Here is an 18,723-nt window from a genome sequence, read left to right on the forward strand (position 1 = left end):
GCCCGGTTCCTCTCGGAAGCAGGCCCGGCGCTGTCGGCTCAGGCCGCCGTCGGGCCCGTCACGGTCCAGCCCGGTGACTGCGGGTGGGCCGTCAGGTCCTCGTGACGCACCGGGTCACCGCAGGCCGTGCAGGTGACGGCGGGGACCAGTTCGTTGCCGCAGATGTGCTCGATCACCATGGGGCGATCGTCGTCTTTCCGGAGATGGCGGTCGCCCCACGCCATGAGGGTCATCAGGACCGGCTCCAGTTCCAGCCCCGCCTCCGTGGGCCGGTACTCGAAGCGCTGCGGGTGCTCGCTGTAGGTCCGCCGGGTCAGGATCCCGGCGTCGACGAGGCGGCGCAGCCGGGTGGCCAGGACGTCGCGCGGGGCGCCGATGTTGCGGACCAGCTGGTCGAAGCGGCGATTGCCGAGGCACACCTCCCTCAGGACGAGCAGGGAGTACTTCTCGCCGACGAGTGCGAGGGCGTCGGCGATGGAGCAGGGGCGCGGGTCTTTGGGGGCGGCCATGGCATCCAGTTTAGAGGAGGGTTTGATTTTCAAACTGACAGGACTATGGTGAGTTCGGATTTCCTACTCACTAGTTGTGCTCGCTGGAACCAGCAGTGCTTGCCGGAAAAACGGAGGCCCGCCCCATGCGTGACGCAGTGATCGTCGAAGCCGTACGCACGCCCGTAGGCAAGGGCAAGCCGAACGGCACCCTCGCCCAGGTCCACCCCGTCGAACTCCTCTCGCACACCCTGCGCACCCTCGTCGAGCGCACCGGGATCGACCCGGCCGTCATCGACGACGTCATCGGCGGCACGGTCACCCAGGTCGGTGAGCAGGCCGTCAACATCACCCGGCAGGCCGTGCTGTCCGCGGGCTTCCCGGAGTCGGTGCCCGCGACCACGGTGGACCGGCAGTGCGGCTCCTCCCAGCAGGCCGTGCACTTCGCGGCGCAGGGCGTGATCTCCGGGGCGTACGACATCGTCGTGGCCTGCGGGGTGGAGTCCATGGGGCGCGTGCCGATGGGGTCGAGCGTGCTGCCCGGCACGGATCCCTTCGGCCCCGGTGTCGCCGGGCGCTACCCGGAGGGCCTCGTCCCGCAGGGCATCAGCGCCGAGCTCATCGCCGCCAAGTGGTCGATGACACGCGACCAGTTGGACGCCTTCGCGGTCTCCTCGCACCAGAAGGCGGCCACCGCCTGGGACGCCGGACTCTTCGACGCCCAGGTCGCACCCCTGGCGGGCGCCTCGCGCGACGATTGCGTACGGCCCGGCAGCACCCCCGAGATCCTCGCCGGCCTCAAGCCCGCCTTCTACGACGCGACGTACGCCGAGCGCTTCCCGCAGATCGAGTGGAACGTCACCGCGGGCAACTCCAGCCCGATCAACGACGGCGCCTCCGCCGTCCTCATCACGTCGAGCGAGACGGCGGCCCGGCTCGGACTGCGCCCGCTCGCCCGGCTGCACAGCTTCGCCGTGACCGGCTCCGACCCGCTGCTCATGCTGACCGGGGTCATCCCGGCCACCGAGAAGGTGCTGCGCCGGGCCTCGCTCACCCTCGACGACATCGACCTGTTCGAGGTCAACGAGGCGTTCTCCAGCGTCGTTCTGGCCTGGCAGCAGGAGACGGGCGCCGATCTCGCCAAGGTCAACGTGCACGGCGGGGCCATCGCCATCGGGCATCCGCTGGGGGCGAGCGGCACGCGGCTGACGACCACCCTGGTGCACGCGATGCGGGACCGGGGGGCGCGCTACGGACTGCAGACGATGTGCGAGGCGGGCGGCCTCGCCAACGCGATGATCCTGGAAGCCGTGTGACGCCCTGGGAGCGTCAGTCGCCGCGCAGGTGGTGGCGCTTGCGCCAGGCCACCACCGCGCCGCCCAGGGCGGGCAGGGCGATGCAGGCCATCGCGATCAGGAAGACCGGGGACGTCGGGCTGGAGGCGCGGGCGCCGGCGACGACGTAGGCCGCGGTGTTCGGGATCGACCCGAGCGCCGTCGCGAGCAGGAACGGCGTCCAGCGCATACGGGAGACGGCGGCGCAGTAGTTCACGCCCCAGAACGGCAGTCCCGGGAAGAGCCGGGCCGCCATCATCGACCGGAAGCCGTGCTTGCTGAGCTGGCCGTCGGCGGCCTTCAACCAGCGGCCCCGCAGCAGTGGGCGCAGGGCGTCCTGGCCCAGCACCCGGCCCAGGCCGAAGGAGATCCCGGCGCCGAGCACCGTGCCCGCCAGCGCCGCGCCGGTGCCCAGCTGGGAGCCGAAGAGCGCGCCCGCCGCGAGGTTCAGCAGCGGGCGCGGCACGAAGGCCACGCTGCACAGGCCGTACGCCGCCGCGAACACCAACGCGGCCATGGCGCCGCCGAGTTGGGGTGGCCAGCCGTCCGACAGCAGTCGCTGCGGGTGGAACAGCAGCACCGTCGACGCGGCCCCGGCGAGCAGGACCAGCAGCAGCGACAGCCGCGACCACGGCGAGAGCAGGGCTCTCGTGCAGCGCGCGGCGAAACCGGTCGGGACGACGGGCAGCAGAGGCGCGACGGGCATGACCGCGGGGACGGACACGGCCACGGCGAACTCCGTGCCGGTGATCCGGTCCGTGGCCTGGGGAGCGGCCGTGGCGGTGCCCCCAGAACGGGTGGTGGCATCGGCGAGCATGTCGGCGACACTAACCGACCTGTGTATGTGATCGCCGTATGGTTCGTCTCATGAGCGTCACAGGTGCGGGCACCGTGCGGGTGCCCGGCAGCGTCCTCGCCGACACCGTGCTGGAGCGGCTGACGGTCACGTACGCCGCCGCGGCGGACCCGGAGCGGGCCGCGTCCATGCGGGCGTACATGAAGGACGTGGCGCCCTTCCTGGGCCTCACCACACCCCTGCGCCGCGCCCTGTCCCGCACGGTCCTTGAGGGCACGCCCCGCCCCGACGAGGCCGACTGCACCGCGATCGCCCTGCGCTGCTGGGAGTTGCCGGAGCGTGAGTACCAGTACTTCGCGGTCGACTATCTGCGCCGCCATGTGAGGCAGTGCACGTCCGGCTTCCTGCCGGTCGCCCGGTATCTCGTCTCGACCGTGCCCTGGTGGGACACCGTCGACGCACTCGCCGCCCACGTGGTGGGAGGCCTGGTCGCCGCCGATCCCAAGCTGGTCGGTGACATGGACGCGTGGATCGTGGACGAGGACATGTGGGTCGCCCGCACGGCCCTCCTCCACCAACTGCGCTACAAGGAACGCACCGACACCGAACGCCTCTTCGCGTACTGCCTGCGCCAGTCCGGGCACCCTGACTTCTTCATCCGCAAGGCGATCGGCTGGTGCCTGCGCGAGTACGCGAAGACGGACCCGGAGGCGGTACGCGGCTTCCTGGCCCGGGAGAAGGGGCGGTTCGCGCCGCTTTCGGTACGCGAGGCGCTGAAGAACATCGGTGCCTGAGAGCACTGAAGGGGCCGGTGGGGGAGCGAACTCCCAGGCCCGCTAAAACCATTCGACTCGGGGCAAAGCGTCGGCGATGATCGGCCTCATGTTCCGGTACGCCTTCCACCTCGCAGCACCCGCCGTCGCGGGTGCCACGAAGGCTGCCGTTCCCGCTCCAGTCGCCGCAGTCGACGGCGCCCGAAGCTGACCCTCTCCGGATCGTCCGGCGGACCCCGCAGGGGGAGGGTCGGCGAGTCCTCGGGGTCCCCGCTTTTCACCTCTGGAGAGGCTTCGAGGTACAGCCATGCCCAAGACGGCATACGTGCGCACCAAACCGCATCTGAACATCGGCACCATGGGCCATGTCGACCACGGCAAGACCACCCTGACCGCCGCCATCACCAAGGTCCTCGCCGAGCGCGGGGCGTCCACCTTCGTACCCTTCGACCGCATCGACCGGGCGCCGGAGGAGGCCGCGCGCGGCATCACCATCAACATCGCGCACGTCGAGTACGAGACCGACACCCGGCACTACGCGCACGTGGACATGCCCGGCCACGCCGACTACGTCAAGAACATGGTCACCGGCGCCGCGCAGCTCGACGGGGCGATCCTCGTCGTCTCCGCGCTCGACGGGATCATGCCGCAGACCGCCGAACACGTGCTGCTCGCCCGGCAGGTGGGCGTCGACCACATCGTGGTCGCGCTCAACAAGGCCGACGCGGGCGACGACGAGCTGACCGACCTGGTCGAGCTGGAGGTCCGCGAACTGCTCACCGCGCACGGCTACGGCGGCGACGCCGTGCCCGTCGTACGGGTGTCCGGTCTCAAGGCCCTTGAGGGGGACCCCCGTTGGACCGCGTCGATCGACGCGCTGCTCGACGCCGTGGACACGTATGTGCCCATGCCCGAGCGGTATCTGGACGCGCCGTTCCTGTTGCCGGTCGAGAACGTGCTCACGATCACCGGGCGCGGGACGGTCGTCACGGGGGCGGTCGAGCGGGGCACGGTCCGGGTGGGTGACCGGATCGAAGTGCTCGGCGCGGGCCTGGACACGGTGGTGACCGGGCTCGAGACCTTCGGCAAGCCCATGGCCGAGGCGCAGGCCGGGGACAACGTGGCGTTGCTGCTGCGGGGTGTGCCCCGTGACGCGGTTCGGCGGGGGCATGTCGTCGCGGCGCCGGGGAGTGTGGTGCCTCGGCGGCGGTTCTCGGCGCGGGTGTATGTCCTGTCGGCGCGTGAAGGCGGTCGTACGACCGCTGTGTCCACGGGGTATCGGCCGCAGTTCTACATCCGTACCGCGGATGTGGTCGGGGACATCGACCTTGGGGAGGTGGTCGTCGCGCGGCCGGGGGACACCGTCACGATGGCGGTCGAGCTGGGGCGGGACGTGCCGTTGGAGCCGGGGCTGGGGTTCGCCATCCGTGAGGGTGGGCGGACTGTGGGGGCCGGGACGGTTACGGAGGTCGACTGAACCCTTAGGTGGCTGAGGGGCGTGGGTGGCTGCGGGCCGGTGGGGGCTGGTCGCGCAGTTCCCCGCGCCCCTTTCGGGGCGCCGACCGAACCCGGCGTTCCGCCGTCACCGGCACAATGGACCCCGTGAACGAGCCGATACCCGTGACGCGTGATGTCGATCATGGCACCGCCAAGCTCATGCCCGACGTCGACCGTGATCGCGCCTGGCTGCTGACCGTCGACGGGGCTCCGCAGTCCTACGTGGATCTGGACGAGCCGACGCATCTGGAGTTCGAGTACGCGCGGCGGCTCGGGCATGTGCTGGACGTCGTCGCGGAGCCGGGGCTGCCGCTGGACGTGCTGCACCTCGGCGGTGGGGCGCTCACGTTGCCCCGGTATGTGGCCGTGACCCGGCCCGGGTCGCGGCAGGACGTGGTCGAGGCGGACCGCGGGTTGCTGGAACTGGTCGCCGAGCACCTGCCGTTGCCGGACGGCTCCGGTGTGACCGTGCACGGTGCCGACGCGCGTGCCTGGCTGGAGGCGGCGCCTGACGGGTCGGCCGACGTGATCGTGGCCGACGTGTTCGGCGGTTCGCGGGTTCCGGCGCACCTCACGTCCCTCGCCTACGCCCGTGAGGCCGCCCGCGTCCTGCGTGCCGACGGGGTCTACCTGGCCAACCTCGCGGACGCGGCCCCCTTCGCTTTTCTGCGTGCCCAACTCGCCACGTTCGGCGCGGTGTTCCAGGAGCTGGCCCTCATCGCGGAGCCGGCCGTCCTGCGCGGCCGGCGCTTCGGCAACGCGGTGCTCGTCGCCTCGGATCAGCCGGTCGAGACGGCGGCCCTGGTCCGGCTCGTGGCCTCGGACGCGTTTCCCGCGCGGCTCGAACACGGGCTCGCGGTAAGGAAGTTCATCGGTTCGGCGCGGCCCGTCGAGGACGAGAACGCCGTTCCGTCACCCGAGCCCCCCGACGGGGCGTTCGGCATCGGCTGATCCGTCCGCCGTCGGGTCCGGCCGCTCCGCGGGTGTCGTCGCGGTGCGTCGCCGCAGGTTCCGTACCTCGGGTACGCACAGCGCCGCCCCGGTGACCAGTGCGACCAGCCCCGCGCAGCCCCACAGCGCGGTCGTACGCCCGAAGGCGGACTCCGCCGGGCCGGCCGCCGCTGCCGCGAGCGGCATGAGGGCGATCGAGCCGAACCAGTCGTAGGCGGAGATGCGGGAGAGTTTCTCCTCGGGGATCTCCTGGTGCAGGGCGGTCATCCAGCTCACGCCGAACACCTCGACCGTGGCGCCCGCGACGAACATCACCGCGTAGAGGACGCCGACCGGGACCGGTACGGCGAGTGCGGCGGACGGGAGGGCCAGGGGGAAGATGCCGAGCATGCCCGCGAGGAGCAGGCGGCGGGGTTTCCAGCGGGTCATCAGCAGGGCGCCCGCGACCGTGCCCGCGCCGAACGCGGCCAGGGCCAGGCCCCAGGGACCGGCGCCGCCGAGGCTGTCGCGGGCGACGAGCGGGCCGTAGACCGCGCCCGCCGCGCCGACGACCGCGTTGGCGATGGAGAACGCCACGACGATCGACCACAGCCAGGGGCGGCCGATGAACTCCCGCCAGCCGTCCCGGAGATCGGCCAGCATGCCGCCGCCCGGTGCGCGTGGCGCGATGTGGCTCACGTCGAGGAAGGAGCGGAGTCCGCCGGCGACCGCGAAGGCCGCCGCGTCGACCGCGAGCACCCAGCCCGGGCCGACCGCCGCGACCAGCGCGCCGCCGAGCGCGGCCCCTCCCAGGGACGCGCCCTGCATCGCCATCCGGAAGACCGCGAACGCGCGGCCCGCCTGTTCGCCGCTGACCGTGGACATGAGCATGCCCTCGGCGGCCGGGCCGAAGAACGCCTGCCCGGTGCCGCCCAGCGCGGTCAGCAGCATCATCTGCCAGAGGCGGGGCTCGCCGGTGAGGACGAGCACGGCGAAGGCGGCCTGCGAGACGCAGCTCAGGGCGTTCGCCGCGACCATCACGTGGTGGCGCGGCACGCGGTCCGCGATCGCGCCGCCGATCAGCAGGAACAGCACCAGGGGCAGTGTGCGCGAGGCCGCCACCAGGCCCACGTCGCCGCCGTCGCCGCCCGCCTCCAGCACGGCGAACGCGGACGCGATCAGCGCGCCGTTGCCCCCGAGGCCGGTGGCCACCGCGGCGGCCGTCAGCAGTGAGTAGTTGCGGCCCGCCCAGTCGGGTCGGCGCGGTCGGCGGGAGGCGGGGGTGGCGGTCACCGGCCGACTATCGCCGCCCATGCCACACCCCGCCAAACGGATTGCCGTCGGAATCCAGCCGAACGGTCAACGGCCCACGGCTGTCAGCTCGTTGCGCCCGTCGGGTCCCCGTGCAGTCGTACGGTGCTGAGGATCTTCTGGATCGTCGCGTCGGGGATCTCCTCGCTGACGCCCTTCGCGCCGTAGAGGGTCCAGGAGACGAAGTCGTCCGCCGAGTTCTTGAAGGCGAACGTGGTCGCCTTGCCGTCCGAGGAGCACTTGCCGGTCTTCGGGACACCCGTCGTGTACGACGTGGCGACGCTGCCCTTCACACCGGACGTCGTCGTGTACGGCTTGGCCGCGCCGATCTTCAGGTACTTCTTGGACGAGTCCTTCTGGTCCGTGTACCCGCCGAACGCGAACGCGGCGGCGTCACCGCGTGCGGTGCTCGCGGTGTCCTTCGCGCCGTCCTCGCCCTTGGTGCCGCTCGACGCCAGCGACGAGGTCTCCTTGGTGCCGTCCTTGTTGTCGTCGGACTCGCACCAGTTCTCCTTCAGATAGGCGGGCGCGGAGAAACCGATGTACGGGGAGCCGTCGCCCTTCACCTCGTCCTCGAAGAAGGTGAACGTGCCCGGCTTGCCGACCTGCCAGTCGGCGGGGACGTCGAACGCGGTGCCGTACTTCTGGTTGACGACGACCTTCCAGCCCGCGATCGTCGGCTTCTCGGTCTCGTTGCCGCGCGGGTTGTCGTCCGAACCGGACGAGGACGCGCTCGGGTCGGCGGACGTCGAGGGCGACTGGCTCGCCTTGTCCTTGCCGCCGTCCGCCTTGTCGTCCTTGTCGCCGCCCAGGACCAGGAATCCGGTCACGCCCGCGGCCACGACGACGGCCGTCGCCGCGATGATCGCGATCAGTTTCGTCCGGTTCCCGCCGCCCCCGCCCTGCGGGGACTGCGGCGGCTGCGGTCCGCCCGCCTGACCCGGCGCGCCCCACTGCGGCTGCTGCCCATAGGGAGGGGGCTGCTGATAGCCGGGCTGCTGATACGGATTCGGCTGTTGGTACCCCGGCTGCTGGTACGGGTTGTCCTGCGGGTTCTGCTCGCCCCCGGGCGGCTGCTGTCCTGGCCACATGGGGGGTAACCCTAGTGCGGCCCCGGACACGGTTGGGTCACCGCCCCTTGTCAGGGTCGTACCAACTCCATACCGAGGGGACGGCCGCGCGGGGTGTGCGGGCGCACACACCTGGCCAGATGTGGCTACTCGTGGGTAACATCACCGTCATGAGTGCTGACCAGATGTCGATAGGCGAATTGCTCGCCGCCACGGTGCCGATGGTTCGGACCCTGAACCTGGAGTACCTGGAGACGAGTCCGGAGCGGGCCGTGCTGGCCCTGCCGGACCAGAGCGAGTACCGCAACCACGTCGGTGGACCGCACGCCGGCGCGATGTTCACCCTCGGCGAGTCCGCCAGTGGCGCGATCGTCCTCGCCGCCTTCGGCGACCAGCTCTCCCGGGCCGTGCCGCTCCCGGTCAACGCCGAGATCGCGTTCAAGAAGATCGCCCTCGGCCCGGTCCGCGCCACCGCGACCCTCGGCCGCCCCGCCGCCGACGTCGTCGCCGAACTCGACGCGGGCCGGCGCCCCGAGTTCCCCGTCACCGTCGCCATCCAGCGCGAGGACGGCGCCGTCACCGGCGAGATGACGGTCACCTGGACCCTCCGCCCGAACGGCTGAGCGTCCCCATTCCGTTATGGGGTGCGGTCGTTGTCGCAACCGACGGACTCCGCTACGAGGGCCCGGTCATCGCCTGCCGATGACCGGGCCCTCGTGCGTGCGAGGGTCAGGCCGCGTTCCGCGCGCCGTCGCTCTCCCCGGCCCCGCCGCTCTCCAGTCCCGCCACGAACTCCTTGAGCCACGCGACGAATTCGGGCCCCAGGTCGTCCCGGCCGCAGGCCAGCCGGACCACCGTGCGCAGGTAGTCGGCCTTGTCGCCGGTGTCGTAGCGCAGGCCCTTGAAGACGACTCCGTGGACCGTGCCCGAGGCGGCCAACTCCTGGAGGGCGTCGGTCAGTTGGATCTCGCCGCCGCGGCCGGGCGGGGTGCGTTCCAGGGTGGGGAAGATCGCGGGGTCGAGGACATAGCGGCCGATGACGGCGTAGCGGCTCGGCGCGTCCTCGCGGGACGGCTTCTCGACGAGGCCGGTGACGCGGACGACACCCTCCTCGCCGGTCGGCTCCACGGCCGCGCAGCCGTACAAGTGGACTGATTCCTCGGGGACTTCCATGAGGGCGACCACGCTGCCCGCGTACCGTTCGCGGACCTCCAGCAGCTGGCTGAGCAGGGTCTCGCGCGGGTCGATCAGGTCGTCGCCGAGGAGTACCGCGAACGGCTGGTCGCCGACGTGATGGCGGGCGCAGAGCACCGCGTGCCCGAGGCCGAGCGGGTCGCCCTGGCGGATGTGGTGGATGTCGGCGAGGCGCGCGGGGTCGCGTACGGCGTCCAGGCGCACGGTGTCGCCCTTGGCGGCCAGGGCCTGTTCGAGCTCGAAGGCGTGGTCGAAGTGGTCCTCGATGGCGCGCTTGTGCCGCCCGGTGACCATCAGGATGTCGTCCAGTCCGGCCGCGGCGGCCTCCTCGACGACGTACTGGATCGCGGGCTTGTCGACGACCGGGAGCATCTCCTTGGGCGTCGCCTTCGTCGCGGGCAGGAACCGCGTGCCGAGCCCGGCGGCCGGTACGACCGCCTTGCGGACCGTGGGGACGCGGGCGGGTGCGGGGGTGGCTGAGGAGTGGGGGGCGATCATGCCGCACATGGTGGCCCACGGCGATGAGAGCACCCCGAGAGAAACTTCGGAGTTCCCTGTGTGCCGCCCTTAGTTCGCAGGGGAGTTGGAGATTTCGTGCAGACGCCTGTGGATACCCGCGGTAACCAATCTGAATTCTCTGCGTTTTGAACATCGGTCACTCGAACTCCTTGTTTCCTGTCAGCCGCTTGTGCGAGTGTGAGCCACCTTGTGAGACCGGCCGTCAGAAGGCATCAGAAGGCAATGGTCAGGGTCGCCTCCGGCACCTTCTGACATCTCATAGGTATGCACCAATCAAGTACCTGCTTTCCCAGGGCGGGCATTCCGTGTGCCGTCCTGCGGCTTGGAAGGAAATGGTTCCGTGCAATCCCCCTACCCCCCGCGCCCGCCGTTCGCGCCACTCCCCGGACCGCACCCGGGGGAGTCCGACCGCAATCTCGTCGCGCAACTCGGCGATAAGACCGCGGGCACCCGTGCCGTGGCACTCCTGCTCGCACGCCACTGGCAGGCGACAAGCGAATATGCCGTCATCTGTCTTGCCACTGCCGACAGTTCGGCGCCCATGGTGGCCACCGCCGCCTTCCACCAGGTCCTGGCAGGTCGGGTCACCGGCGGCGCACTGCGGCCCCAACTCCTCGTCGCTGTAAGGGAGATGGTGAAAGCCTGGGCGGCGGAGGAGCGAATTGCCGCCCTGCTGCCGGAACTTCGTAAACCTACCGGTGCCCGAGGTCTACGCGCGGCGAGGCCCGGCACCCCGGAAAGGCGAAAGCTCGCGGAACGGGCTTTCGGCGCGCTGTCCGGAGCCTCCCAATGCCTGCTGTGGCACACCGAGGTCGAGGCCGAACCCATATCCGTACCGGCCGGTCTGCTGGGCGTCGACGAGCTCACCGCGAGTGCCGCCCTGGACCAGGCGCGCGAGCAATTCCGACAGGGCTGTGCACGTGCCCATAAGGAACTTGCGCCCACCGCGGAATGCCGTCACTACAACCGGCTCCTCGACGTCCCGATCCGCCGCGGCGGCAGCTTGTTGCCTGATGTGCAACGGCATCTCATGACATGCCGCTACTGCCGTTTCGCGGCCGAGCAGTTGAGCCATTTCGACGGCGGCCTCGAAGTGCTGCTCGCCGAGACCGTCCTCGGCTGGGGCGCCCGCCGCTATCTCGACTCACGGCCCGGCCGTACGACCCCCGAGGCCCATGCCCGCGCGGCCCGCCGTCCGATGGGCCGCCACCGCCCCTCACCGGACGCCCGGCTGACCTTCCCGCGCCGGCACCCCAAGGCCGCGCTCGTCGGCGTGGGCCTGACCTCCCTCGCCCTGCTCGCGACCGTGCTGGTCTCCAAGGGCTGGAGCGAAGGGGACAACAGGCCCGATCCGCACGTCACCTGGGGCGCCCCCAGCGGCAGCTCGACCCGCCCGAGCCCCGTCGGCGCACCCTCGTCGGAGGGTTCCGCCGGGTCCGCCTCGGCCGCCGGTGCCCCCGGGACGGGGGTCGTCCAGCAGGGCGTCCTGCGCAGCCTCGGCTCAGGCCTGTGCCTCGACATCCCGGGCGACCGGGTACGGTCCGGCACCGCCGTCACCATGGCGGCCTGCTCGAACGCCGGGTCCCAGCAGTGGTCCTACGACCAGGACGGCCTCCTGCGCAGCCTCACCGACCCGGGCCTCTGCCTCGCCACCGACACCACCGCGCGCACGGTCACCCTGGCCGGCTGCCTGGTGCACGCGGGCGAGGTGCACTACGACCTCACGGTGCGCGGCGAGTTCCTGCTCCGCTGGAGCCAGGAGCTGGCCGTGACTCCCGCGAGCGGCAAGGCCGGGTCGCGGGTCGTGGTCGCGGACCGGGACGGCTCCGCACGGCAGCAGTGGGCACTGGAGTCCGCGGCGGACGCGCGGGTCAAGCTGGGGCAGCCGGCCGGTGACGGGGCGGGAGCGGGACAGGGCTCGCCCGACGGGCGGAGTACGGCGCCCGGAAACGGTGCGGCGCAACCGCCCGCGCCGCCCGGGGGAGCGCCCGACGGTGACGCGCCCCCGCCCTCCGCGGACCTTCCCCAGCAGGACAAGCCGGAGTTCGCGCCACGGGCGGCGCAGGTCGCGTGCTGCGACGCGGGCGCCCCGGAACCCGCGCCCGTGGGCGGCGACACGGACGGCGGTGCCGGTACCGGTGCCGTGCAGCCGCTGACGACGGTGGTCTCGGCCGTCGTCGGCACCGTCACCTCACTGGTCCCTGTTCTTCGCTGAGCCACGACGCACGATCCGCGGGGCCGCCCGAGCCGGGCGGCCCCGCACTCTTCCCCTCCTTCGGTTCTTGTGGGCTCGTGGTCGATTCCTGTTCGACTCATTGACACGAGTCAGTGACGGTCATAGTTTTCCCGCCGCGCCACCGCTGCCCAACGGGCCGTCAAGTCGGTCTCCGCACACCGTGCCTTCAGATACCGAACGCGGTCCGGGGCGGCAAGGCGCACCAGCGGTTCACAACGTCGTGCCCGCACACCGAAGGAGTGACGGCTCATGACCGACACCGTGTCCCGGCGATCCGCCCTGCGACTGCTGGGCGGCGCGATCGCGGTCGCCAGCGCGGCCACCACCGGACTCGTCTCCCCGACGCACGCGTACGCCCAGGCCAGACCCGAGGCGGGGGCCGGTCCCCGCGTGGAAGGACTCCTGGCCAGGCTCACCCTCGACGAGAAGATCTCCCTCCTGCACGGCGCCACCGACCCGAACTCGCTCGGCCAGGCCGGCTACATCCCCGGCGTCCCCCGCCTGAAGATCCCGCCCCTGCGGCTCACCGACGGACCGGCCGGCGTCCGCGTCACCGCACACGCCACCGCCCTCCCGGCGCCGGTCCTGCTCGCCTCCGCCTTCGACCCGGACCTCGCCCGCCGCTACGGCCAGGTCGTCGGCCGTGAGGGCCGCGCCCTCGGCCAGGACGTCCTGCTGTCCCCGATGGTCAACCTGATCCGCACCCCGTACGCGGGCCGCAACTTCGAGACCCTCAGCGAGGACCCGCTGCTCGCCGGTGACCTGGTCGCCGCCGAGATCAAGGGCATCCAGGGCGAGGGGCTCATCGCGACCGTCAAGCACTTCGCGCTGAACAACCAGGAGAAGAACCGCGACTCCATCGACGTACGGGTCGACGAACAGACCATGCACGAAATGGAGTTGAGGGGATTCGAGGCCGCCGTCGACGCGGGCACCGGCGCGGTGATGGGCGCGTACAACAAGGTCAACGGCACCTTCGCCTGCGAGAACAGACCCCTCCTCACCGACATCCTGCGCGGTCAGTGGGGCTTCGACGGCTGGGTGATGACCGACTGGTTCGCCGCGCACAGCACCGTCGCCGCGATCACCGCGGGCCTCGACATGGAGATGCCGGACGGGACGTACTTCGGGGCACCCCTCAAGTCGGCCGTGCAGAACGGCAGTCTGCCCGAGCAGTACGTCGACCGCGCGGTACGCCGGGTCCTCGGCGTGATGGACCGGTTCGGGCTCCTCGACGGCAGCGTGCCACCGCGCCCCGCCCGCAACGCCAGGGCGGGCGCGGCCGTGGCCCTCGAAGTCGCCAAGGCGGGCGCCACCTTGCTCCGCAACGAGAACCGCACCCTCCCGCTGACCGCCGGGGTCTCCGTCGCGGTGATCGGCCCCACCGGCACCCTGCCCTTCGTCAGCGGCGGCGGCAGCGCGCACGTCGTACCGGACCACGCCGACAGCCCGCTCGACGCGATCAGAGCCCGGGCCGGTGCGCGGACCCGGGTGACGTACGCACTCGGCGAGGACCTCTTCGGCAAGGCGATTCCCGCGTCCGCGCTCACGCCCGCCTTCGACAGCGAGGGCCAGCGGGTGGCAGCGGGCAGGACCTGGCAGTACGACGGCTCGCTCACGGTGACCGGGTCCGACGAGTGGACGTTCGTCCTGCACTTCGACTCGGCCCCCACCGCCCGCCCCCAAGTCCTGCTCGACGGCGCGGAGTTGTTCCCCCTGGCACCCGGTTACGGCGAGTACTTCTCCGGCGGCCTGGTCTCCACCGCCCCCGACGGCCTCTCCGTGCGCCGCAAGACCATCACCCTCGCCCAGGGCGTTCACACCCTGAAGATCACCGCCCTGGGCGGCGACGCGGGCCTGCTGTTCCGGCTGCGCCGCATCACCACCGCGACCCGCGCGCAGGACGTGGCCGAGGCCGCCACCGCGGCACGCGCCGCCCGAAGCGTCGTCCTGTTCGCCTACGAGGACGCGACGGAGGGCCTCGACCGCGACACCCTCGAACTCCCGGGCAACCAGGGCAAGTTGATAGCGGCGGTCACGGCCGCGAACCCACGCACCACAGTGGTCCTCAACACCTCGTCCTCCACGTCGATGCCGTGGCTGGCGAGGACGGGCGCGGTCCTCCAGATGTACTACCCGGGCCAGGAAGGCGCCGCGGCCACCGCCGCCGTCCTCTACGGCGACTGCGACCCCGGCGGCCGGCTCACCCAGTCCTTCCCGGTCGACGACACCCACCACCCGGTCGCCGGCGACCCCCTCCGCTACCCCGGCGTGAACGGCACCGAGGAGTACTCGGAACGCATCCACGTCGGCTACCGCTGGTACGACGCGGAGGGCGTCCGGCCCCTCTACCCCTTCGGCCACGGCCTGTCGTACACCTCCTTCTCCTACGGCGACGTGTCGGCACGGTGGACCGGACATGCGCTCGACGTGACCTTCACGGTCCACAACACGGGCCGTCGGGACGGCATCGCGATACCGCAGATCTACGTCGGCCGCTCACCCGACCTCCAACTCGACCAGGCCGTCAGGGTGTTGGGCGGATACCGGCGACTCGCGCTGCGGCGTGGCGAGCGGCGCCGGGTTACCGTGCGGGTTGCCGCGCGGACGTTGTCGTCGTGGGATGTGAAGCGGCACGGTTGGGTGCTGGGGACCGGGCGGCGTTCGGTGTGGGTCGGGGCGTCGTCGGGGGATCTGCGGGGGCGGACGAGTGTCGTGGTGAAGCGGTGAGGTAGCGAGCCGCCGACCGGGGAACGGAACAGCGATCCACAAGGTAAGGTAAGCCTTACTTAACGTGGTGGATCGTTGGAGGAGTGCCCTCGGCATTCCCCTGGAGGCCCTTATGGCGGACAGCCCAAGCTCCTTGACACTCAGCCGAGTCCGACTCGGCGCCGGTGGGCCGCTCGTCCGGGTGCGGGTGGCGGACGGGCGGATCACCCACGTCGTGGCGGAGCCGGATGCCGGTGCCGAAATGGACGGGGGGCGGCAACTCGACCTGGACGGGCGGGTGTTGCTCCCCGGGCTCTGGGACGCCCATGTCCACCTCGCGGAGTGGGCCAGTGCCCGGCACCGGCTCGATCTGGCCGGTACCTCCTCCGCGCGGGCCGTCGCCGACCTGGTCCGGGAGCGGGCCGGGACGGCCGACGGTTCCGTGCTCTACGGGTACGGCTTCCGGGACGGGCTGTGGCCCGATGCCCCGCACAAGGCGCTGCTGGACGCGGTGCTGCCCGATCGGCCGGTCGCGTTGGTCAGCGCCGACCTGCATGCCGCGTGGCTCAACTCCGCCTGCCTCGCGCTTGTCGGGAAGGGGGATCACCCCACCGGGCTGATCAGGGAGCACGAGGCCCACGAGGTTCTGTCCGCTCTGCCCGCCGCGCCGGCCGACGTCGTCGACGGGTGGATCGAGGAGGCCTGCCGGGCCGCCGCCGCGCGCGGGGTCACCGGTGTCATCGACTTCCAGTTCGGCGACACGGTCGTGGACTGGGAACGGCGATCGGCCCAATTCCGGCCTGCCGTACGGGTGTCGGCCGCCGTCTACCCCAGCCGCCTGGACGCTGCGATCAAGCGCGGGCTGCGTACGGGGGACGAGGTCGGCGCGGCCGGGAGCCTGATCCAGGTCGGGCCGCTGAAGCTCTTCACGGACGGTTCGCTCAACACCCGTACCGCCCTGTGCCGTGACCCCTACCCCGGACTGGAGGGCACGGACGGCGCCCACGGCATCGAGGAGACCGCCCCGGACGAACTGGTCCGGCTCATGCGGCACGCCGCCGCGCACGGCATCGAACCCGCTGTGCACGCCATCGGCGACCGGGCCAACACCGTTGCCCTGGACGCCTTCGAGACGGTCCGCTGCCGGGGCCGGATCGAGCACGCGCAGCTGCTCAGCCCCCAAGACCTGCCGCGCTTCGCCCAGTTGGGGGTCACGGCGGGCGTACAGCCCCGGCACGCCACGGACGACCGTGACGTGGCCGACCGGCACTGGGCCGGCCGCACCGAACGCGCCTTCGCCTACGGCGACCTGCTCGCCGCCGGTGCCCGGCTGGAGTTCGGCTCGGACGCCCCGGTCTCGCCGCTCGACCCCTGGCTCGCCATCGCGTCCGCCGTCAGCCGTACCGACGACGAACGTCCCGCCTGGCACCCCGAGCAACGCCTGTTCGTCCCCGACGCGTTGGTCGCGGCGGCACGCGGACGCCGGCTCATCAGGGTCGGGGACCCGGCCGACCTGGTCGTCGTGGACGTGGATCCGCTGGACGCCGACCCGGACACCCTGCGCGCCATGCCCGTGCACGCCACGATGACCAACGGCCGCTGGACCCACGGGACGTACTGACCCCGGCCTCGTGTCCCCGCCCCCGTGCACGACCCCACGGCATGACTCCATGACGTGACCCCGCGACGTCTTCCCACGACGTCCGACGACCGGTGAGAGGCCGACGCGTATGCCGTCATCCGACATCATCCCGTACGTCATGCCCGGCCCCGCCGCGCTGCCCCCGGACCGGACGGGCTGGGCCATCGATCCGGACCGCGCGGCGCTGGTGGTGCTGAACGTCCAGAACCACTTCCTGCACGTGCTGCGCGAGTCCTCCGCACCGGTCGGCGAACTCCTCACCGGAGTCGGCCAGTTGACGGAGTCGGCGCGGGCCGCGGGGATTCCCGTGCTGTACACGCTGAAGACCGCCGAGCGGGAACCGGACGGCCACGAGGCCGGCTTCGGGCATCCGCGGCTGCCCGGCGGCGAGGACTCCCGTGACGTCGTGGACGCGATCCGCCCGCAGGTCGGCGACAGCGTGCTGGTCGCGAAGCGGTTCAGTGCCTTCGCCGGGACCCGACTGCGGCGCAGGCTGGCCGAGTCGGGGCGCGACCAGCCGGTGATCGTCGGGGTGTTCGCGCGCACCCAGGTGCTGCTGACGGCCGCCGACGCGTGGATGCAGGACATGGAGCCCTTCGTCGTCGCGGACGCGGTGGCCGACCGGGCGCACGACGACCACCGGATGGCGGTGGACTGGATCGCGGCGACGTGCGGAGCGGTGCGGACCGTGCGGGGTGTGGTGGATGTGTTCGGCGGGCCCGACTCCCAACGCCGTTGATCCGAACGAGGTTTGAGCAGTGGCGCCCGTCAGCCACAGGGCGCCCGGCGCGCACGGGAAAACCCCGGGCCCGGAAGGGACCGTACCCTCCGGGCCCGGGGAGTCACGGGCCGTCAGACGGTCACTCTCGCCGACTGCACCGACCGGTGGATCTCCTCCGCCCGCACCGCCACGGTCGACAGCAGGGTGCTGGTCAGCCCGTGCGTGTGCTCCGTGCCGCCCTGGAGGTACAGACCCGCCGACACCTCCGGCACGGTCTCGACCCGGTGGTCACGGCCCACGCGGATCTCGTCGCCGTCGTCCCGCAGGCAGAGTTTGGCCGCCTCGCCGAGGAGTGAACTCAGGTCGCGGGGCCGGTAACCGGTGGCGAGCACCAGCACGTCCGCGGACAGCACCTGCTTCTCGCCGGTGGGCAGGAACTCCACGGCGACGTCGAGACCGCCGTCCGCCGCCGGGTCGACCGAGCGGATGCGGGAGACGTTGAGGAAGCGCAGCCGTTCCCGGCCTGCCACCTTCTCCCGGTACGCGGTGGCGTACAGCGCCTCGATCAACTCCATGTCGACCACGGAGTAGTTGGTGGACCGGTGGTAGTCGATGAGCGACTGCTTCACCTCGGACGGCGCCGAGAAGTAGACGTCCACCGCCTCCGGGTCGAAGATGCGGTTCGCGAACGGGCTGTCGTCGGCCGGGGTGTAGCCGTACTTGGCGAACACCGAGCACACCTCGGCGTCCGGGAAGGTGCGGTGCAGGTAGTCCACCGCCTCGGCGGCACTCTGCCCGGCGCCGAGCACCACGGCCCGGCGCACGGGCCTGCCCTCGTCGGCGAGCCGGGTCGCCCGGGGGATCAACTCGCTGTTGTGCCAGATCCGTTCGGCCAGTTCGAGCCCCGGCGGCACATGCGGCTCGAGGCCCATCGCGACGCTGATGTTGCGCGCCCGGCGGGTGATCGTCGTACCCGAAGCCGAAGGGTCGCGGCTGGTGACGTCGAAGTAGGCGATCTCGCCGTCGTCGCCGCGCACCGGGTCGACGGAGACGACCTCGCTGCCGTAGGAGACCAGGTGGGAGACGCGTGCGGCGGCCCACTCGAAGTACTCGTGGAACTCCACGCGCAGCGGGAACAGGGTCTTCTGGTTCAGGAAGTCGATCAGTCTGCCCTGTTCGCGCAGGAAGCAGAGGAAGCTGTAGTCGCTGGTCGGATTCCGCAGCGTGACCAGGTCCTTGAGGAACGACACCTGCATCGTGGCGTCGTCGATGAGCATGCCCCGGTGCCAGCCGAAGCGCGGCTGCCGTTCCAGGAACAGGGCGTTGAGACGACGGTCTGCCGGAAGGCTCCTGTTGTGCTCCTCAACCGCTATGGACAGAGCGAGATTTGACGGACCGAATCCGATTCCGAGTATGTCGTGGACCACTTCGGATTCCAGTAGCGGTGACTTCACCGTGGCATCGCCTCCCTCAGGCAGCCCAATGCTAGATAAGGTAAGGCTT

General features: G+C 71.4%; 15 protein-coding genes. 9 read left to right on the top strand and 6 right to left on the bottom strand.

Translation table 11 applies throughout. The annotated features are described in order from the left end of the window. Window positions 1–38: 38 nt before the first annotated feature. The gene (locus tag OHT77_RS37520; RefSeq protein WP_328832799.1) at window positions 39–509 is read right to left on the bottom strand and encodes a winged helix-turn-helix transcriptional regulator; all 471 of its coding nucleotides are present in this window, start codon (window positions 507–509) and stop codon (window positions 39–41) included. Between the two features lie 125 nt (window positions 510–634). Here OHT77_RS37520 and OHT77_RS37525 point away from each other — a divergent pair, with 125 nt between their 5' ends. Further along, window positions 635–1,804, top strand: coding sequence for a thiolase family protein (locus tag OHT77_RS37525; RefSeq protein ID WP_328832800.1), 1,170 nt, complete (start codon window positions 635–637; stop codon window positions 1,802–1,804). 13 nt (window positions 1,805–1,817) lie between these two features. Here OHT77_RS37525 and OHT77_RS37530 read toward each other — a convergent pair whose 3' ends face one another. Next, window positions 1,818–2,639, bottom strand: coding sequence for a TVP38/TMEM64 family protein (locus tag OHT77_RS37530; RefSeq protein WP_328832801.1), 822 nt, complete (start codon window positions 2,637–2,639; stop codon window positions 1,818–1,820). Window positions 2,640–2,689: 50 nt separating this feature from the next. Between OHT77_RS37530 and OHT77_RS37535 the strand changes: the two genes are divergently transcribed. From OHT77_RS37535 to OHT77_RS37545, 3 genes are all read left to right on the top strand, one after another. Continuing rightward, window positions 2,690–3,412, top strand: coding sequence for a DNA alkylation repair protein (locus OHT77_RS37535; protein WP_328832802.1), 723 nt, complete (start codon window positions 2,690–2,692; stop codon window positions 3,410–3,412). A gap of 286 nt (window positions 3,413–3,698) precedes the next feature. Further along, window positions 3,699–4,868: an elongation factor Tu gene (gene tuf, locus OHT77_RS37540; protein WP_328832803.1), complete on the top strand. Its 1,170-nt coding sequence runs from the start codon at window positions 3,699–3,701 to the stop codon at window positions 4,866–4,868. A 125-nt stretch (window positions 4,869–4,993) separates the two neighbouring features. Beyond that, the gene (locus OHT77_RS37545; RefSeq protein WP_328832804.1) at window positions 4,994–5,839 is read left to right on the top strand and encodes a spermidine synthase; all 846 of its coding nucleotides are present in this window, start codon (window positions 4,994–4,996) and stop codon (window positions 5,837–5,839) included. On the opposite strand, the gene OHT77_RS37550 is transcribed toward OHT77_RS37545, so the two are convergent. Together OHT77_RS37550 and OHT77_RS37555 are read right to left on the bottom strand one after the other, a co-directional pair. Beyond that, window positions 5,801–7,132, bottom strand: a complete 1,332-nt coding sequence (locus tag OHT77_RS37550) for an MFS transporter (protein ID WP_328832805.1) — start codon at window positions 7,130–7,132, stop codon at window positions 5,801–5,803. The genes OHT77_RS37545 and OHT77_RS37550 overlap by 39 nt on opposite strands. A 62-nt stretch (window positions 7,133–7,194) precedes the next feature. Then, window positions 7,195–8,220: a hypothetical protein gene (locus tag OHT77_RS37555; protein ID WP_328832806.1), complete on the bottom strand. Its 1,026-nt coding sequence runs from the start codon at window positions 8,218–8,220 to the stop codon at window positions 7,195–7,197. Window positions 8,221–8,384: 164 nt separating this feature from the next. On the opposite strand from OHT77_RS37555, the gene OHT77_RS37560 reads away from it, so the two are divergent. Then, window positions 8,385–8,822 carry a DUF4442 domain-containing protein gene (locus OHT77_RS37560; protein ID WP_266776222.1) on the top strand — a complete coding sequence of 146 codons (438 nt, stop codon included), beginning with the start codon at window positions 8,385–8,387 and terminating at the stop codon, window positions 8,820–8,822. A gap of 106 nt (window positions 8,823–8,928) precedes the next feature. On the opposite strand, the gene galU is transcribed toward OHT77_RS37560, so the two are convergent. Beyond that, window positions 8,929–9,891: a UTP--glucose-1-phosphate uridylyltransferase GalU gene (galU, locus tag OHT77_RS37565; RefSeq protein WP_328832807.1), complete on the bottom strand. Its 963-nt coding sequence runs from the start codon at window positions 9,889–9,891 to the stop codon at window positions 8,929–8,931. A 361-nt stretch (window positions 9,892–10,252) separates the two neighbouring features. Here galU and OHT77_RS37570 point away from each other — a divergent pair, with 361 nt between their 5' ends. From OHT77_RS37570 to OHT77_RS37585, 4 genes are all read left to right on the top strand, one after another. Beyond that, window positions 10,253–12,127 (top strand): RICIN domain-containing protein, encoded by a 1,875-nt coding sequence (locus tag OHT77_RS37570; RefSeq protein WP_328832808.1) that lies wholly within the window; start codon window positions 10,253–10,255, stop codon window positions 12,125–12,127. Window positions 12,128–12,397: 270 nt separating this feature from the next. Further along, entirely contained in the window at window positions 12,398–14,878 is a 2,481-nt protein-coding gene (locus OHT77_RS37575; RefSeq protein WP_328832809.1) for a beta-glucosidase family protein, read from the top strand. A gap of 133 nt (window positions 14,879–15,011) precedes the next feature. Beyond that, window positions 15,012–16,478 (top strand): amidohydrolase, encoded by a 1,467-nt coding sequence (locus OHT77_RS37580; protein ID WP_443048170.1) that lies wholly within the window; start codon window positions 15,012–15,014, stop codon window positions 16,476–16,478. A 109-nt stretch (window positions 16,479–16,587) separates the two neighbouring features. After that, entirely contained in the window at window positions 16,588–17,238 is a 651-nt protein-coding gene (locus tag OHT77_RS37585; RefSeq protein ID WP_328832811.1) for an isochorismatase family protein, read from the top strand. Window positions 17,239–17,351: 113 nt separating this feature from the next. Here OHT77_RS37585 and OHT77_RS37590 read toward each other — a convergent pair whose 3' ends face one another. Next, window positions 17,352–18,674, bottom strand: a complete 1,323-nt coding sequence (locus tag OHT77_RS37590) for a lysine N(6)-hydroxylase/L-ornithine N(5)-oxygenase family protein (protein ID WP_328832812.1) — start codon at window positions 18,672–18,674, stop codon at window positions 17,352–17,354. Between the last annotated feature and the right edge of the window lie 49 nt (window positions 18,675–18,723).

The organism is Streptomyces sp. NBC_00252, assembly GCF_036187565.1.
Classification (GTDB): domain Bacteria; phylum Actinomycetota; class Actinomycetes; order Streptomycetales; family Streptomycetaceae; genus Streptomyces.

Bases quoted from the DNA above. Each gene is read 5' to 3' on its own strand.
- OHT77_RS37575 (WP_328832809.1), top strand. From the start codon at position 12,398: ATGACCGACACCGTGTCCCGGCGATCCGCCCTGCGACTGCTGGGCGGC.
- tuf (WP_328832803.1), top strand. From the start codon at position 3,699: ATGCCCAAGACGGCATACGTGCGCACCAAACCGCATCTGAACATCGGC.
- OHT77_RS37585 (WP_328832811.1), top strand. From the start codon at position 16,588: ATGCCGTCATCCGACATCATCCCGTACGTCATGCCCGGCCCCGCCGCG.
- OHT77_RS37535 (WP_328832802.1), top strand. From the start codon at position 2,690: ATGAGCGTCACAGGTGCGGGCACCGTGCGGGTGCCCGGCAGCGTCCTC.
- OHT77_RS37555 (WP_328832806.1), bottom strand. From the start codon at position 8,220: ATGTGGCCAGGACAGCAGCCGCCCGGGGGCGAGCAGAACCCGCAGGAC.
- OHT77_RS37525 (WP_328832800.1), top strand. From the start codon at position 635: ATGCGTGACGCAGTGATCGTCGAAGCCGTACGCACGCCCGTAGGCAAG.
- OHT77_RS37550 (WP_328832805.1), bottom strand. From the start codon at position 7,132: ATGGGCGGCGATAGTCGGCCGGTGACCGCCACCCCCGCCTCCCGCCGA.
- OHT77_RS37560 (WP_266776222.1), top strand. From the start codon at position 8,385: ATGTCGATAGGCGAATTGCTCGCCGCCACGGTGCCGATGGTTCGGACC.
- OHT77_RS37530 (WP_328832801.1), bottom strand. From the start codon at position 2,639: ATGCTCGCCGATGCCACCACCCGTTCTGGGGGCACCGCCACGGCCGCT.
- galU (WP_328832807.1), bottom strand. From the start codon at position 9,891: ATGATCGCCCCCCACTCCTCAGCCACCCCCGCACCCGCCCGCGTCCCC.
- OHT77_RS37520 (WP_328832799.1), bottom strand. From the start codon at position 509: ATGGCCGCCCCCAAAGACCCGCGCCCCTGCTCCATCGCCGACGCCCTC.